Source organism: Streptomyces sp. NBC_01335 (assembly GCF_035953295.1).
GTDB lineage: Bacteria > Actinomycetota > Actinomycetes > Streptomycetales > Streptomycetaceae > Streptomyces.
Genome location: NZ_CP108370.1, coordinates 3,176,170 through 3,192,226, shown reverse-complemented (window position 1 = coordinate 3,192,226; position 16,057 = coordinate 3,176,170). Strand labels below are relative to the sequence as shown.

At 73.5% G+C, this 16,057-nt stretch carries 14 protein-coding genes; 10 read left to right on the top strand and 4 right to left on the bottom strand.

The genetic code is table 11. The features are described 5' to 3' along the window. Positions 1-162 precede the first annotated feature (162 nt). The 4 genes from OG599_RS13685 to OG599_RS13670 form a co-directional block, all read right to left on the bottom strand. Complete coding sequence (locus OG599_RS13685) at positions 163-822, bottom strand: response regulator transcription factor (RefSeq protein ID WP_327180027.1); 660 nt, start codon at positions 820-822, stop codon at positions 163-165. Between the two features lie 445 nt (positions 823-1,267). Beyond that, positions 1,268-2,137: an aminoglycoside phosphotransferase gene (locus OG599_RS13680; RefSeq protein WP_327176242.1), complete on the bottom strand. Its 870-nt coding sequence runs from the start codon at positions 2,135-2,137 to the stop codon at positions 1,268-1,270. A gap of 106 nt (positions 2,138-2,243) precedes the next feature. After that, positions 2,244-3,665 (bottom strand): sensor histidine kinase, encoded by a 1,422-nt coding sequence (locus tag OG599_RS13675; RefSeq protein ID WP_327176241.1) that lies wholly within the window; start codon positions 3,663-3,665, stop codon positions 2,244-2,246. A 296-nt stretch (positions 3,666-3,961) separates the two neighbouring features. Further along, the gene (locus OG599_RS13670; RefSeq protein WP_327176240.1) at positions 3,962-5,179 is read right to left on the bottom strand and encodes a sensor histidine kinase; all 1,218 of its coding nucleotides are present in this window, start codon (positions 5,177-5,179) and stop codon (positions 3,962-3,964) included. Positions 5,180-5,406: 227 nt separating this feature from the next. Here OG599_RS13670 and OG599_RS13665 point away from each other — a divergent pair, with 227 nt between their 5' ends. From OG599_RS13665 to OG599_RS13620, 10 genes are read left to right on the top strand one after another with little or no spacing between them, the layout of a single operon-like run. Then, on the top strand, positions 5,407-5,817 hold the full coding sequence (locus OG599_RS13665) for an NADH-quinone oxidoreductase subunit A (RefSeq protein ID WP_327176239.1): 411 nt from the start codon (positions 5,407-5,409) through the stop codon (positions 5,815-5,817). Continuing rightward, on the top strand, positions 5,808-6,485 hold the full coding sequence (locus OG599_RS13660; protein ID WP_327176238.1) for an NADH-quinone oxidoreductase subunit B: 678 nt from the start codon (positions 5,808-5,810) through the stop codon (positions 6,483-6,485). Before OG599_RS13665 ends, OG599_RS13660 begins: the two co-directional genes overlap by 10 nt. After that, on the top strand, positions 6,482-7,867 hold the full coding sequence (locus tag OG599_RS13655; RefSeq protein ID WP_442809425.1) for an NADH-quinone oxidoreductase subunit C: 1,386 nt from the start codon (positions 6,482-6,484) through the stop codon (positions 7,865-7,867). The genes OG599_RS13660 and OG599_RS13655 overlap by 4 nt, the downstream gene beginning before the upstream one ends. Then, entirely contained in the window at positions 7,864-8,832 is a 969-nt protein-coding gene (locus OG599_RS13650; protein ID WP_327176237.1) for a complex I subunit 1/NuoH family protein, read from the top strand. The genes OG599_RS13655 and OG599_RS13650 overlap by 4 nt, the downstream gene beginning before the upstream one ends. Further along, the gene (locus OG599_RS13645) at positions 8,832-9,470 is read left to right on the top strand and encodes a NuoI/complex I 23 kDa subunit family protein (RefSeq protein ID WP_327176236.1); all 639 of its coding nucleotides are present in this window, start codon (positions 8,832-8,834) and stop codon (positions 9,468-9,470) included. The genes OG599_RS13650 and OG599_RS13645 overlap by 1 nt, the downstream gene beginning before the upstream one ends. Further along, positions 9,467-10,198 carry an NADH-quinone oxidoreductase subunit J family protein gene (locus OG599_RS13640; protein ID WP_327176235.1) on the top strand — a complete coding sequence of 244 codons (732 nt, stop codon included), beginning with the start codon at positions 9,467-9,469 and terminating at the stop codon, positions 10,196-10,198. Before OG599_RS13645 ends, OG599_RS13640 begins: the two co-directional genes overlap by 4 nt. Continuing rightward, on the top strand, positions 10,198-10,632 hold the full coding sequence (gene nuoK / locus OG599_RS13635) for an NADH-quinone oxidoreductase subunit NuoK (protein WP_327176234.1): 435 nt from the start codon (positions 10,198-10,200) through the stop codon (positions 10,630-10,632). Before OG599_RS13640 ends, nuoK begins: the two co-directional genes overlap by 1 nt. After that, positions 10,629-12,629, top strand: a complete 2,001-nt coding sequence (locus OG599_RS13630) for an NADH-quinone oxidoreductase subunit 5 family protein (RefSeq protein WP_327176233.1) — start codon at positions 10,629-10,631, stop codon at positions 12,627-12,629. The genes nuoK and OG599_RS13630 overlap by 4 nt, the downstream gene beginning before the upstream one ends. Positions 12,630-12,656: 27 nt before the next feature. Next, positions 12,657-14,330 (top strand): complex I subunit 4 family protein, encoded by a 1,674-nt coding sequence (locus OG599_RS13625; RefSeq protein WP_327180025.1) that lies wholly within the window; start codon positions 12,657-12,659, stop codon positions 14,328-14,330. After that, positions 14,327-15,955 carry an NADH-quinone oxidoreductase subunit N gene (locus OG599_RS13620; RefSeq protein WP_327176232.1) on the top strand — a complete coding sequence of 543 codons (1,629 nt, stop codon included), beginning with the start codon at positions 14,327-14,329 and terminating at the stop codon, positions 15,953-15,955. The genes OG599_RS13625 and OG599_RS13620 overlap by 4 nt, the downstream gene beginning before the upstream one ends. Positions 15,956-16,057: the final 102 nt, after the last annotated feature.

The following is a 16,057-nucleotide window of genomic DNA, read 5'->3' as shown; positions in this document are numbered from 1 at the left end:
GGAAGGCTCATGCGTTCTCGTCCTTTCGACGTAGGCCGCACATTTCCCGCCCGGGGAGGATTGATCGCGCCGACAACCGTTCAAGAATGCGCGGTGTCCGGAATTCGGAGGGGCGGATCACGGGTCAGGGCCGGCGCGCGGCCCGACCCGCGATCCGCTCGACTACGAGTTCAGATACGTCAGCACCGCGAGCACCCGCCGGTGGTCGCCGTCGCTCGGCGCGAGGCCGAGCTTGAGGAAGATGTTGCTGACGTGCTTCTCCACCGCGCCGTCGCTCACCACGAGCTGCTTGGCCACCGCGGAGTTCGTCCGCCCCTCCGCCATCAGGCCGAGGACCTCGCGCTCGCGCGGCGTCAGCCCCGCCAGCACGTCCTGCTTACGGCTCCGGCCCAGCAGTTGCGCCACCACCTCCGGGTCCAGCGCGGTCCCGCCCCCGGCCACCCGCACCACGGCGTCCACGAAGTCCCGCACGTCGGCGACCCGGTCCTTCAGCAGGTAACCCACCCCGCGCGTGCTGCCGGCCAGCAGCTCGGTGGCGTACCGCTCCTCCACGTACTGCGACAGCACCAGCACGCCGACGCCGGGGTGTTCCTTGCGCAGCCGCACCGCGGCCCGGACGCCCTCGTCGGTGTGGGTCGGCGGCATCCGTACGTCCGCGACCACCACGTCCGGCAGCTCCTGCCGCGCGTGCAGCTCCGCCAGCAGCGCGAGCAGCGCCTCCGCGTCCCCCACCCCGGCGACGACCTCGTGCCCGAGATCGGTGAGCAGCCGGGTCAGGCCCTCCCGCAACAGCACCGAATCCTCGGCGATGACTACTCGCACCTTGTTCTCCACGCTGCCGCTTCCCCCACCGCTGTCGTCGTCCTGAGCCGGTCGCCCGGCGTCTTCTCTTCCGCCTCCAGCATCCCAGCCCGGGGGCGGTGCGGGCGGAACGGGGTCGGGTCATTTCCCGCAGGGGTACGGGCGTACGTCAACGGAGCGTGCGGTGTGTTCATCCATGGGTGAGAACAAGCTGGTGGCAAAGGGTGCGGGCATCGGGTGCGGCGGATTTCCGCCGCGTGGGATCCGGCGCCGTACTCCATGTAGGGGCCACTTTTCGGCGCGTCCAGGATTTCGGTACTCCCGCCACTCCTCGCGTTTTCGGGGCTTTGGCGGTTTTCGTCGGACTCGGACCGGCGGAGAGGAATGCGGGAATTCTGATCATGTGAATGCGGTGGTCGCCGGGATAGGGCAGGTACGGAGGTACGGGCGGCGCCGAGCGCGCGGTTCACCCGCGACGCCGCTCCGGCCCCCGCACCACGGCCTCGGTGGCCCGGACGTACCGATCGGCCTCCCCGGGGCGCACCCGGCCGCCCGGCCCGGCGTTCTCGCTCTCCGCGACGAGCCGGAAGATCAGCGCGCGGATCAGCATCTGCCGCCAGTCCGGGTGACCGCCGCCCGCCGCCGTAGACCCGCCAGGAATGCCGGACGTGGGCCCGGACGGAAGGCCGAACCACAGCAGCCCGTCCGCGATCACCACGGCTTCGGCGAAGAGCGGGGGCCGCCAGTACGGCGAGAAGTCGATCACCACGGGTACCTGGCCCGGCGCGAAGAGCACATTGCCGGTGAGGTCGCCGTGCACGAGCTGGGCCGCGTCCTGCCGCACCGGGCGCCTCAGCGCCAGCAGAGCCGAGAAAGGGGCGGCCAGGCCGGCGACCACCTCGACGTCCTGCTCGCCCCACGCCACCCGGTCGGCCACCGCCCAGGGGTGGGTGCGCCGGTCGAGGAAGCCGGGCCGGGGGAACCCGCGCAGTGCGGCGTGGAAGGCCCGGCCCGCGCTCAGCACCTCGTCCCAGTGACCCCGGGGACCGGGCGTGCCGGCCAGGAACGCGTGGGCGGTCCAGCCGTCCACGAGACTCCGGCCGTCGGCGGCCCGGAGCGGGCGCGGGACACGGAAACCGGGGCCCGGCGCCAACGCCTCGCACAGGGAGGCGGCCCACTCGGCCTCGGCTTCCGTCCCCTCGGCGGGCTTGAACACGTACCCGCCGACGAGAACGCTCCGCCCCTGACCACCGGCCAGGGGGACGGGCGTGCCCGCGACTTCGAACGCGTCGAGGACGGCGCGGGGCGGGACGGGGGCGCTCGGCTGCTCGGTCACGCCGGGCATCCTGCCCGCACCACCGCGCCCGGCGCACCCGTATTCCGCCCGGCGCGCCCCTCCCGCCCGGCGGGAAGGCCCGCACGTCCTCGCGGGCGCACTCCGGTCAGTCCCGCCACGGGAGCCGGGCGGTCACCGTCGTCGGGCCGCCCGCCGGGGACTGCACGGTGAGGTTGCCGTCCACGGCCCGCAGCCGTTCGGCGAGGCCGGCCAGTCCGCCGCCCGCCGTCACGTCCGCGCCGCCCCGCCCGTCGTCGTCGACCCGGATCACCAGGTGGTCCGGGCGGTCCAGGTGGCTCGGGCGGTCGGACGGGTCGTGGCCCCTCTGGCCCTTCTGCCGGTCGGCCGTCTGCCGCACCGTGACCGAGGCCCGGGTGGCGCCCGCATGCCGGGTGACGTTGCGGAGCAGCTCGGAGACCGTGACGTACGCGAGGTTCTCGACCGCGCGGGCCGGGCGGAGCGGCAGCTCCACGTCGACGGAGACCGGGACCGAGCAGCGGGAGGCGACGGAGGAGAGGGCGGCGTCCAGGCCCCGGTCGGTGAGGACGGCCGGGTGGATGTCCCGGGCGAGGTCGCGGAGCTCCTGGAGGGCGACCTTCACCTCGCCGTGCGCCCCGTCGATCAGCCGCGCCGCCGCGTCCGGGTCCTCGGCGAGCCGCTCCTTGGCCAGCCCGAGTTCCATCGCGAGCGCGGCGAGCCGGGCCTGGGCGCCGTCGTGGAGGTCGCGTTCGATCCGGCGCAGGTCGGCCGCCGCCGTGTCCACGACCACGCCCCGGTCCGACTCCAGCTCCACCACGCGGGTGACCAGCCGGGACGGGCCGAGCAGCCCGGCGACCATCACCCGGTCCACCGAGGCCAGCCCCCGGACGATCCACGGCGACACCAGCACGAGGAGCAGCCCGACCCCGCAGGTCGCGGTCAGCTCGAAGGCAGAGTCCAGGTAGACCCGGTGCGTCGCGTCCCCGTACAGCTGGAGGCCGTCGACCCCCACGTACGCCGGGAAGACCCAGGCCCAGAGCGGGTACGTGAACATGCTCCACGCGGTCGTCACCACCGTCACCGCGACGGTGAACGCGAAGACCGCCCACGGGAAGTGCAGGAATCCGTAGAGCAGGTGGCGCCAGGAGGTGCCGCTGCGGAGCGCCGCGCCGGCCCACGAGAACACGCCGCCGGTCCGGCCCCGTACGGGCTCCGGGTCGGCGACGTCGAGCCGGAGCAGGGCGCGGGCGCGCAGGCGTTCCAGGACACCGAAGCCCCGGCACACCGCCAGCCCGGCCGCGAGCACCGGAATACCGAGGAACGTGACCATCAGGCCGGCGCCCAGCGAGACCGTGGTCACCACGAGGGTGAAGAGCACGATGCTGATCGGCAGGCTCAGCAGGAGGTACAGCAGCTCCCGCCAGGTCCGCGACTCGACCGGTGCGCGGAGCACGGCCGGGAAGAAGTGCTTCTCGTCGGGGCGGTCCCAGGAGCCGGTGGAGCCACCGCCCTGCCCGCCCCGTGTGTCCGATCCGTATGCCGTGGCCATTGCTGCCGTCCGTTTCCGTTCTCCGGTGAGCCCATGGGTGAGCCCGATGGGTGAGCCCGTCGACGGGCCGTTCCTCACGTGCCGTTCTCGCGGGACCCGTGGTCACGGCCCGCGCGCGGCTTCCCAGCCGAGGACTCCAGCCTCTTCCGTACGGGCGCTCCGCACCATGAGGGCGGTCTCCGTATCCGGTGGGGGGTTACCCCCACCCCGGCGCGCGCGCCGTGCGTACGGCGGAGGGCCGGAGCGCACGCGCCCCGGCCCTCCGCGCCGTTTCCGGCCTTCCGCTTCCGGTGGTGTCAGCCCGGGCCGGCCGCGCCGTCGCGCCACGGCAGCTCGGCGGTCACCGAGGTCGGGCCGCCCTCCGGCGACTCCACCACCAGCAGACCGTCCACCGCGCCCAGCCGCTCCGCCAGACCGGCCAGCCCCGTGCCGCCGCCGGTCCGCGCCCCGCCCTGCCCGTCGTCCCGTACCCGGAGCATCAGGCGGTCGCCCGCGCGCCACACGTCCACGGCGGCCGAGCGCGCGCGGCTGTGCTTGCTGACGTTCTGGAGGAGCTCCGAGACGGTGAAGTAGGCGATGCCCTCGATCGCCTGGGCCGGGCGGCCCGGCAGCTCGACGCCGACCGTGACGGGCACCGTGCATCGCGAGGCGATCGAGGAGAGGGCCGCGTCCAGGCCCCGGTCGGTGAGGACGGCGGGATGGATGCCCCGGGCGAGGTCGCGGAGCTCCTGGAGAGCGACCTTCACCTCGCCGTGCGCCTCGTCGACCATGCGGGCGGCGGCCTCCGGATCGTGGTTGAGCTTCTCCTTCGCCAGCCCGAGGTCCATGGCGAGCGCCACCAGCCGGGCCTGGGCGCCGTCGTGCAGATCGCGTTCGATCCGCCGGAGATCGGCCGCCGCCGTGTCCACCACCACACCCCGGTCCGACTCCAGCTCGGCGATCCGCCGCTCCAGCTCGTCCGAGGGCGCCAGCAGCGTCCGCACCATCGCGCGGTCCACGTTGGCGAGCGCCCGCGTCACATAGGGCAGCACGGGCCAGAGGACGAAGAGCCCCACCAGCGTCACGGTGAACGTCACCACGCCCCACGGCAGTCGGATGAACGAATACAGCAGCGCCCGCCAGCCCACCCGGTCGCCGAGACCCGACCAGAGCCAGGCGAAGAACCCCTTCTCGCGGCGGGTCCGCGCGATCGCACCCGGCTCCCCGACATGGACCCCGAGCAGGGTGCGGGCCCGCGCGCGCTCGAACCGGCCCAGCCCGCGCGAACCCTGGATGCCGAGCGCGAGCAGCGGCAGCCCGATCACCGTGACGGAGAGCCCGGCACCGACGCTGACCAGCACGATCGCGTAGACGAAGCCGATGATCGTGGTCGGCAGGTTCGCCAGCAGATGGGCGATCTCCTTCCACGTCCATGCGTCGAGGGCCGGGCGCGGGCGGGGCGGCCGGGGGTCGTCCGGCTCGGAGAGTCTCTCGGCAGGGCTCTCGGCGGGGGGCTCGGAGGGGCTCGTCGTCATGCGTCCCAGCCTGCCGGTCCGACCCCCGCGCACGCCATGGGGCTCGTGGGTGCGAAGAAGTGGGGATAACCCCACCCCGCCCGCCCCGCCGCGCACCCCCGCCCCGCGCTCCGCCGCGCCCCTCGCCCCGTCCCCGCCCGGGACGCGGCTGCTTACCGTCTCTTTAACAGGGCCTAGACTCCCGTGCGTACAGATCGTCGAACGGTTCGAGGGAGCGAGGAACGGACGTGGCGGACGTACCGGAACTGCCGGAGCCGACCGTTCTCGCGTCGGATTACTTCCACAGCTACTCGGTGGTCGGACTGCTCGCCGTCGTCGGCGTGCTCTTCGTCGCCGCCGCCTTCGGGGCGGGACGCCTGCTCAGGCCCGTGGTGCCGACGCCCGAGAAACTCCTCACCTACGAGTGCGGCGTGGATCCCGTGGGGGAGGGCTGGGCGCACACCCAGGTCCGCTACTACGTCTACGCCTTCCTCTACGTGATCTTCGCCGTCGACTCGGTCTTCCTCTTCCCCTGGGCGACCGTGTTCGCCGCGCCCGGATTCGGCGCGACCACCCTGGTGGAAATGTTCGTCTTCCTCGGCTTCCTCGCCGTGGGACTGCTCTACGCATGGAAGAAGGGCGTCCTCACATGGGCGTGACGAGCCGGCCGACCCCCGAGCCGCAGCCCGCGACCGGAACGCAGGAGGCGGTGACCGGCCCCGGGCCGGTCCCGCTGCCGGAGCCCCAACGGCTCGGCGTACTGTCCCGCCTCGCGCCGGAACCGATGAAGGTGGTCCTGAACTGGGGCCGCCGCTACAGCCTCTGGGTCTTCAACTTCGGCCTGGCCTGCTGCGCCATCGAGTTCATCGCCGCCTCCATGTCCCGGCACGACTTCATGCGGCTCGGCGTGATCCCCTTCGCCCCGGGCCCGCGCCAGGCCGACCTGATGGTCGTCTCCGGCACGGTGACGGACAAGATGGCCCCGGCCGTGAAGCGGCTGTACGAGCAGATGCCCGAGCCGAAGTACGTGATCTCCTTCGGCGCCTGCTCCAACTGCGGCGGCCCGTACTGGGACTCGTACTCCGTCACGAAGGGCGTCGACCAGATCATCCCCGTCGACGTGTACGTACCCGGCTGCCCGCCCCGGCCCGAGGCGCTGCTCCAGGGCATCCTCAAGCTCCAGGACCGGATCGCCCGCGAGTCCCTGGCGGAGCGTTACGCGACGAACCCCGCCGCCCGGCCCTCGACCGCCGCGCTGACCAGCGGGCTCGTCGCGGCCCCGGCCGAGCCGGCGGCCCCGGCCGAGCCGGAGGAGGGGACGCGGTGAACGCCTCCGAGAACGCGGGGACCTCCGGGACCTCCGGGACTCCTGAGACCTCCGCGCGTCTGTACGACCGGCTGCTCGACGCCGACGCGGCCGCCGTCGCCGAGGCCGTCACCGGGCTCTTCGGCGAGGGGGCGACCGCCGCGTACGCGTACGACCTGCTCACCGTGGACGTACCCGCCGACACCTGGACCGCCGCGCTGGAAACCGTGCGCGACCGGCTCGGCTGCACCTACTTCGACTGGCTGAGCGCCGTCGACGAACCGGGCACCGGCTTCCAGGTCGGTGCCCACGTGGCCGCGCTCTCCACCGGCACGGTCCGGCGGCTGCTGGTCCGTACGACCGTCCCGCACGGGTCGGCCGTGCTGCCCAGCGCGATCGCCGTCTACGCGGGCGCCGCCTGGCACGAGCGCGAGACCCACGAGATGTTCGGCATCCGCTTCGAGGGCCACCCGCACCTGGTGCCCCTGCTGCTGCCCGAAGGCTTCGAGGGCCACCCGCTGCGCAAGGACTTCGTCCTCGCGGCCCGGGTCGCCAAGGCGTGGCCCGGTGCCAAGGAGCCCGGCGAATCCGAGCACGGCGGGCCCAAGCGCCGCACCATGCTCCCGCCGGGCGTACCCGACCCGAACGAGTGGGGCCCGCTCAAGGGCCAGCTGCCGCCCGCCCCGGCCCGCCCCGCGCGGGGCGCCCGCGCAGGCGCCGCCGGTGCTGCTGCCGGTGCCGGGGAGCGACCGGTGCGCCGCGCCCGCAGCGTCACCGAGGGCTCGGCGGGACAGCGCACCACGCCCGCCCCACCGCCCGCGCCCCCGACGGCAGCAGCACCGGCCGGACCGGACACCCCGGCCCCGGAGGCCCCGGACGCGAAGACCCCGGACGCGGCGACGCCGACCGAGGGGGCACCGGCCGCACGCCCCGCGCGCAGGTCCCGCAGCGTCTCGGCCGGCTCAGCCAGCCAGCGCGCGGAGAGCACCCCGGACGGTACGGGTACGGAGACCCCCGCGACGGACACGGCGGCCTCCGGGCGGACCGGCCCGGCGACGGGCTCCGGCGCCCCGCAGAGCCCGGCTCCCCGCCGGACGGCCCAAAGCGCGGACGCCCCCTGGCACCACGCCCGCCCGGCGTTCGACGACGGGACGGGCGCGGCGAAGCCCGAGCCTGCCCCGGAGGCGAAGCCCGAGCCGGGGACCGACGCGAAGGCTGACGCCGAGCCGGAACCCCCGTCCGTGAAACCGGCGGAACCGGCAGAACCGGCAGAACCGGCAGAACCGGCAGAACCGGCAGAACCGGCGGAACCGGCGGAGCCCGCAGAACCCGAGAGTCCCGAAGTGACCCCCGACGTGCCCGAAGACCCCGATCACCGTTCCTCCGGAGGCGATACCGCGTGAACGACGTACTCGACGTCGCCCTCCGGCTCCTCATCGTCTTCGTCGTCTTCCTGGTCTTCCCGCTCGTCGTCGGCCAGACCGAGCACAAGGTGATGGCGCACATGCAGGGCCGCCTGGGCCCCATGTACGCGGGCGGGTTCCACGGCTGGGCGCAGCTCGTCGCGGACGGGGTCAAGTTCGCGCAGAAGGAGGACGTGGTCCCGGCCGACGCCGACCGCCGCGTCTTCCAGCTCGCGCCCGCCGTGGCGCTGCTGCCGTACCTGCTGGTGGTGCTCGTCATCCCGGTCGGGCCCCAGGAGGGCGCGGTCGGCCAGACGGTCGACGCGGGGATCTTCTTCGTGCTCGCCGTCATGGGGATCGGCGTCCTGGGCTCGCTGATGGCCGGGTGGGCCTCCGCCAACAAGTTCTCCCTGCTCGGCGGGCTCCGTACCGCCGCCCAGCTCCTCGCGTACGAACTGCCGATGCTGCTCGCCGCCGCCTCCGTGGCGATGGCGGCAGGGACGGTGTCGCTGCCCGGGATCGTGGACGCGTTCGAGTGGTGGTGGCTGCCCTGGCAGATCACCGGCGGCCTGATCTTCTTCGTCGCCGGGCTCGCCGAACTCCAGCGTCCCCCCTTCGACATGCCGGTGGCCGACTCGGAGATCATCTTCGGCGCGTACACCGAGTACACCGGACTGCGCTTCGCGCTCTTCCTGCTCGCCGAGTACGCCGGGATCGTCGTCCTGTGCGGTCTGACCACCGTGCTCTTCCTCGGCGGCTGGCACAGCCCGTTCGGCGGGGAGAGCCTCGGCTGGCTCTGGACCCTGGTGAAGACGGCGATCCTCGCGTTCGTCGTCATCTGGCTGCGGGTCACCTTCCCGCGCCTGCGCGAGGACCAGCTCCAGAAGCTCGCCTGGACCACGCTCATCCCGCTCGCCCTCGCGCAGATCGCGCTCACCGGCATCGTGAAGGTGGCGATCAACTAGTGCCTCCGATCCCCGGCTCCGGCCTGGCCAAGGGCCTCGCCGTCACCCTGCGGACCATGACCAGGCGGACGGTCACCGCGCAGTACCCGGACGCGCAGCCCGAACTCCCGCCGCGCTCCCGGGGCGTCATCGGGCTGTTCGAGGAGAACTGCACGGTCTGCATGCTCTGCGCCCGCGAGTGCCCCGACTGGTGCATCTACATCGACTCGCACAAGGAGACGAGTCCGCCCGCCGCCCCCGGCGGACGCGAGCGCTCCCGCAACGTCCTCGACCGCTTCGCCATCGACTTCTCCCTCTGCATGTACTGCGGTATCTGCATCGAGGTCTGCCCCTTCGACGCCCTCTTCTGGTCGCCGGAGTTCGAGTACGCCGAGACGGACATCCGCGACCTCACCCACGAGCGCGACAAGCTGCGCGACTGGATGTGGACCGTGCCGGAGCCGCCCGCGCTCGACCCGGGTGCCGAGGAGCCGAAGGAGATCGCCGCCGCCCGCAAGACGGCGGAGAAGCTCGAAGCCCAGCGCGCCCAGGAGGAGCAGGCGGAGCAGGAGGCCCGGCGCGTCCAGGGGGAACAGGCAGCACAGGCGCCGCAGGCGGAGCAGGCGGCACAGCAGGACGATCAGGAGGGCCCGGCATGATGCCCGCACTCGCCGCGAGCGCGGCGGCCCACCCCGGCTTCCTCTCCCCGTCCGGCGTCGAGATCGCGTTCGTGCTGGTCGGCCTGGTCACCCTCGGAGCGGCCCTCGTCTCCGTCACCACCCGTCAGCTGGTGCACGCCGCGCTCTGGCTCGTCGTCACGCTCGGCGGCCTGGCGGTCGAGTACCTCCTGCTCACGGCGGAGTTCATCGCCTGGGTCCAGGTGCTCATCTACGTCGGCTCCGTCGTGGTCCTCCTCCTCTTCGGCCTGATGCTCACCAGAGCCCCGATCGGCCGGTCGCCGGACGCCGACTCGGAGAACCGGTGGGTCGCGCTCGGCGTGGCCGCCGCCGCGGCGGCGGCCCTCGTCTGGGTCGTCGTGGACGCCTTCCGCACCACCTGGATCGGGCTCGACGGGCCCGCCCAGGGCTCCACCGCCGTCACCGGAACCTTCCTCTTCCGCCACTGGGTGCTGCCGTTCGAGGCGCTCTCCGTGCTGCTGCTCGCCGCCTTGGTGGGAGCGATCGTGCTGTCCCGCCGGGACCCGGAGACACGCGGCGCACTCCCCGGCGCCCGTACGCCCCAAAGCCGTACAGCCGGGAGCCGCAAGCCGGGAAGCAGCGAGCCCGACCGCCGCACGCCCGCCGCCACCGGGCGGGCCCGCGCCGGAGGCGAGGCCGCGTCCACCGCCCCGGAAGCCCCCGACGCCCGGGAAGAAGGGACGAGCTGATGCACCTCGCCTATCCCGCCGTGCTCGCCGTCCTCCTCTTCTGCGTGGGCGTCTACGGCGTGCTCGCCCGCCGCAACGCGATCCTGGTCCTGATGTCCGTCGAGCTGATGCTCAACGCCGTCAACCTCAACCTGGTCGCCTTCGACGTCTGGCTCCGCGACGCCTTCCACGCCGGCCAGGCCCTCACCCTCTTCACCATCGCCATCGCCGCGGCCGAGATCGGCATCGGCCTGGCGATCGTGCTCGCCGTGTACCGCAACCGCGGCTCCTCCGACATCGACCGGCTCCGCGACACCGCCGAGACCGACGCCGCCGAGGCCCTCCCCGACGAGTGGACCGGCGACGGCGAACCCCTCGGCGAGGGCGCCCCCGGCGCCACCGAAGACCCGGCCGCCCCGGCGGGGAAGGCAAGGAAGACAGAGGCCACCGCGTGACCACCACGACCCTCGCCGTCCTCGTCCCCCTGCTGCCCTTCCTGGGGGCCGTCGGCGGGCTGCTGCTCGGCCGCACCGCCCCCGGGTTCGTCCGGCCGCTCGCCGTCCTCCCGGTGCTCGCCGCGGCCGTCCTCGCCGTGGTCGTCGCCGCCGACCAGGGCGGCGGCCGGGCCATCGACGCCGCGACCCGGCTGACGCCCACCGGCTCGGTGCCGATCGACCTCGCCCTCCACCTGGACGGCTTCGCGGTGCTCGTCGCCGTGCTCGTCGGGCTCGTCGCGACCTGCGTGCAGGTCTACTCGCTCGCGTACCTCCGCGACGACCCCCGCTACCCCTCCTACGCGGCGCTCGTCTCCCTCTTCACCTCCGCGATGCTGCTCGTCGTCTACTCCGGCGACCTGATGGTGCTGCTGGTCGGCTGGGAGGTCATGGGCATCTGCTCGTACTTCCTCGTCGGCCACTACTGGGAGACGCCCGAGGCGCGCGCCGCCTCCCTCAAGGCGTTCCTGGTCACCAAGCTCGGCGACGTCCCCTTCCTGATCGGCCTCTTCGCGCTCGCCGCCGACACCGGCACCTTCCGCATCACCGGCGTCCTCGGCGCGGTCGCGGGCGGCGGCCTCGACCACCCCACCCTCATCGCGCTGCTGCTGCTCGCCGGGGTGGCGGGCAAGTCCGCGCAGTTCCCGCTGCACACCTGGCTGCCCGACGCGATGGCCGGCCCGACGCCCGTCTCCGCGCTGATCCACGCCGCGACGATGGTGGCCGCCGGAATCTACTTCGTGGCCCGGCTGCTGCCCGTCTTCGCCGCCTCCGGCGCCGCCCTGGTCGTCCTCTCCGTGATGGCCGCCCTCACGATGGTCGGCTCCGGGCTGGCCGCGCTGGCGCAGGACGACATCAAACGCGTCCTCGCCTACTCGACCCTCGGCCAGCTCGGCTACATGGCCGGGGCGCTGGCCGTCGGCGACCGTGGGGCCGCCGTCTTCCACCTCCTGTCGCACGGTGCCTTCAAGGCCGTCCTCTTCCTCGCCGCCGGGGTCGTCATCCACGCCACCGGCACCAACTCGCTCGCCGCCATGTCCCGCATGGGCGGCCTGGCCAAGCGCATCCCCGACGCCTACTGGACGATGACCGTCGCCCTGCTGGCGCTGGCCGCCATCCCGCCGTTCGCCGGCTTCTTCTCCAAGGAAGCCGTCCTCGTCGCCGCCGAGCACACCGCCCTCGGCGACCGCCACGTCGCCCCGGCCGCCGCCGGCTGGACGATCCTGATCGCCGGGCTGCTGGCCGCCGTGCTCACCGCCGGGTACGCCATGCGGCTCTGGCTGCTCACCTTCCGGGGCCGCGGCCCCGCCGTGCCGGACCACGGCAGGCAGCCCGCCGCGATGACCTCCGTGCTCTGGGTGCTGGCCGTCCCCACCCTCGGCTTCGGCCTGACCGTCGGGGTGATCGGCGACTGGTTCGACGGACACCGCCTCACCCCGACACTGACCACCGCCGTGCTCTCCACGGGCGTCGGAGTCATCGGCGGACTCGTCACCTACGCGGCATGGCGGCACACCACCGCGCACGCCGCGGTCCACCCCCTCGGCGCCGTCACCGCCCACCCGCAGGCCGAACCCGCCCTGGTGGAGGCCGAGGCCATCACCGCCCACGCCGCCGTCTACGGCGACGTCGCGGACGCCGCCGACCCGGCCGACCCCGGACGCCTGCTGCTCGGCCCGCTGCACGCCCCCGCGGCCGCCGGTTTCCACCTGGACGCCCTGTACTCACGGCTGTTCGTACGCCCCGTGCTCTCCGCCGCCCGCCTCGTCCGCTTCCTGGACCGCGAGGTCGTCGACACGTACGTGCGCGGCTCGGGCACCACCGCACGACTGCTCGGCACCGCCGTCCGCCGCGCCCAGACCGGCAACGCGCAGACCTACGTCTCCGCCCTGCTCGCCGGGTCACTCGTCCTGACGATCGCCGTCGTCGTCTATGCCAACGTCAACGCCGGGGCGTGAACCGTGATCGATATCAGCCCGTCCGTGATGCAGGTCCTTCTGGCGTTGGCCGTCGTCGGCCCGCTGGTGGGCGCCGTCGCCGCCCTGCTCCCCGCCCCGCCCGGTCTGAAGGGCCGTGACCCCGACCAGGCCGTGCTCCGCCACGGTGTGACCGTGACCGGCGCGATCCTCCTCGTCACCCTGGTGCTGGCGGCCGGCTTCGACCGCGACCACGCGTCGACGATGCAGGCCACCACCGACATCGGCTGGATCCCGGCACTGGACGTCCGCATCCACCTCGGCATCGACGGCATCTCTCTCCCCCTGGTCGTGCTCACCGCGCTCCTGACCTTCCTCTGCGCGCTGTACAGCTACTTCAAGATGCCCGCGGGCCCGTCCCCGAAGGCCTTCGTCGCCCTGATCCTGCTGCTGGAGTCCGGCACGCTGGCGACCTTCGCCGTGCTGGACCTGTTGCTCTTCTTCCTCGCCTTCGAGATGGTCCTCATCCCGATGTACTTCCTCATCGCCCGCTGGGGCGGCGAGGGCAAGCAGGCCGCGGCCTCGAAATTCGTCCTCTACACGGTGCTGGGCTCCGTGGTCATGCTGCTCGGACTGCTGCTCGTGGGACTGAGCGGCGGCACGTTCGACATGGTGGCACTCGCCACTGACAACGGCCGCGGGCTCTCCACGTCCGTGCAGGTCATCGCCGTTCTGGCGATCGGGATCGGGCTCGCGGTGAAGACCCCGATGTGGCCGCTGCACAGCTGGCTCCCCGACGCGCACACCGCCGCCCCCACGGTCGGCTCGGTGCTGCTGGCGGGCGTGATGCTGAAGATGGGCACGTACGGATTCGTCCGGGTGCTCCTGCCGGTCGCCCCCGAGGGCATGCACACCTTCGCGCCGTACCTCGGCGCCCTCGCGGTCGCCGGGATCGTCTACGGATCGCTCGCCTGCCTCGCCCTCGCCCGACCCGGCGCCAAGGGCGACCTCAAGCGCCTGATCGCGTACTCCTCCGTCGGCCACATGGGCTTCGTGCTCCTCGGCATCGCCTCCATGACCCCCACCGGCGTCAACGGCGCGCTCTTCGCCAACATCGCCCACGGCCTCATCACCGGTCTGCTGTTCTTCCTGGTCGGCGCGGTGAAGGACCGTCACGGCACCGCCGACCTCGACACCCTCGCCGGGGCCACCGGTGCCGCCCTCTACGGCCGCGCGCCCCGCCTCGGCGCCCTGCTCGCGTTCGCCGCCGTGGCCTCCCTCGGGCTCCCCGGCCTCGCCGGGTTCTGGGGCGAGATGCTCACCCTGTTCGGCGCGTTCGACCCGGCCGGGGGCCTCAGCCGCCCCGCGTTCTGGACGTTCACGGCGTTCGGCGCGTTCGGCACCCTGCTCACCGCCGCGTACATGCTCGTCGTGGTCCGCCGCGTCTGCATGGGCGAACCGCCCGCGCGCCCGAGCGGCGGCACCGGCCTCGGCACCACGCATCAGGAGCCCGCGGCCCCCGTGGGCACCAAGGCCCCCACGGGCACCACGGCGACCGCGGTGGCCACGCTCACCGCCGACGAGGCGGCCACCACCGCGGAGATCGCCGACGTCCGCCCGTACGAGTTCGCCGCCTGGACCCCGCTCGTCGCCCTCACCGTCCTCGCCGGACTCTGGCCCGCCGTCCTCCTGGGACTCACCGACCCGGCCGTGCAGAAGCTCCTCGCAGGAGGCAAGTCGTGATCACGGACCTCGTGACCGCCGCCGTCGAAGCGGCCCCGGGCCCCGCCACGACGGGCCCGGCCGGAGCACCGGCGGTGGAGTCGGCCGCCGGCCTCGTCCAGTCGATCGACTGGCTCGCCGTCGCACCCCCGCTCGTCGTCGCCGTACTGGCGCTCGCCGTCCTCGTCGCCGACCTCTTCCTCGCCGAGCGCCACAAGCCGCTCCTCGGGTACGCCACCGTCGCCGGGCTCGTCGTCGCCCTCGCCTTCCTGGTCCCCCTGCTGGGCGGCCACCGCTCCACCTTCTGCGTCGACGTCACCACCCCCGGCACGGGACGGGCGTGCAGCTACACCGCCGACGGCTTCGCCCTCGTGATCCAGGCCCTGGTCCTCGTCGGGGCGCTGCTCACCGCGCTGCTCTCGCTCGACGACACCCGGAAACTGCCCGCGGGCGAGTTCTGGTTCCTGCTGCTCTCCTCGGCCGCCGGCGCGGCGCTGCTGCCCGCCTCCCGCGACCTGATCACCCTCGTCGTCGCCCTGGAAGTCGCCTCGCTGCCCGCCTTCGCCCTCGTCGGCATCAAGCGCGGCGACCGCCGCTCCTCGGAGGCGGCCCTCAAGTTCTTCCTGTCGTCGGTCACCGCGACCGCCGTGATGCTCCTGGGCGTCAGCTTCGTGTACGCGGCCGCCGGCACCACCCACCTCACCGAGCTGTCCGACGTCCTCGACGACGTACCCGCCCGGTTCACCACCCTCGCGGCGACGGGCGTGGCGCTCACTCTCGTCGGCTTCGCCTTCAAGACCGCCGCCGCGCCCTTCCACTTCTGGGTCCCCGACACCTACGTCGGCGCCCCGCTGCCCATCGCCGCGTACCTCTCCGTCGTCGGCAAGGCGGTCGGCTTCTCGGGCCTGATCCTGGTCACCGTGATGGCCTTCCCGGCCTACTCCGACGTGTGGGGACCGGCCCTCGCCGTCCTCGCCGCGCTCACCATGACCGTCGGGAACGTCGCGGCCCTCCGCCAGGACCCCGCCCGCTCCCGCAGCGCCGTACGCCTGCTCGCCTGGTCCTCCGTCGGCCAGGCCGGCTACCTCCTGGTGCCGGTCGCCGCGGGCGCGTACACCGACGAGCTCCAGGCGGGCTCCACCGTCGCGTACGCCCTGATGTACGCCGTCGTGAACCTCGGCGCCTTCGCGGTCGCCGCGCTCGTCGCCCGTACGAGCCCCGGCAACCGCCTCTCCGACTACCGCGACCTCTACGCCCGCAGCCCCCTCACCGCCCTGGCGCTCGCCTTCTTCCTGCTCTGCCTGGCCGGACTGCCGCCGGGCATCATCGGCCTTTTCGCCAAGGTCACCGTCTTCCGGTCCGCCGTCGACGCGGGCCTGGGCTGGCTCGCCGTCGTGATGGCCGTCAACGTGGTGATCGCCCTCGCCTACTACCTCCGGTGGACCGCGCTGCTCTTCCGGGGCACGGAAGCGGGCCCGGGCCCGGCGGAGGCCGCCCCGGCCGCGGCCCCGGTGGTCGTGGAGGGCCGTACGGCCGCCGCCCCGGCCCCCCTCGTCGCCGCGCTCGTCCTCACCACCGTCGCCGCGGTCGTCCTCTCCGCGGCGCCGCAGATCGTTCTGAGGTTCGCCGGAGGAACGCTTTTCTGACGGTTCCCGGACCACCGTCCCGGCTCTCACCTCACTGGTTTGCACCGGCGGGCCGGGACAGGGCAGGGTCTGCGTGCAGCCCTCACGCATCGGGCGAACACC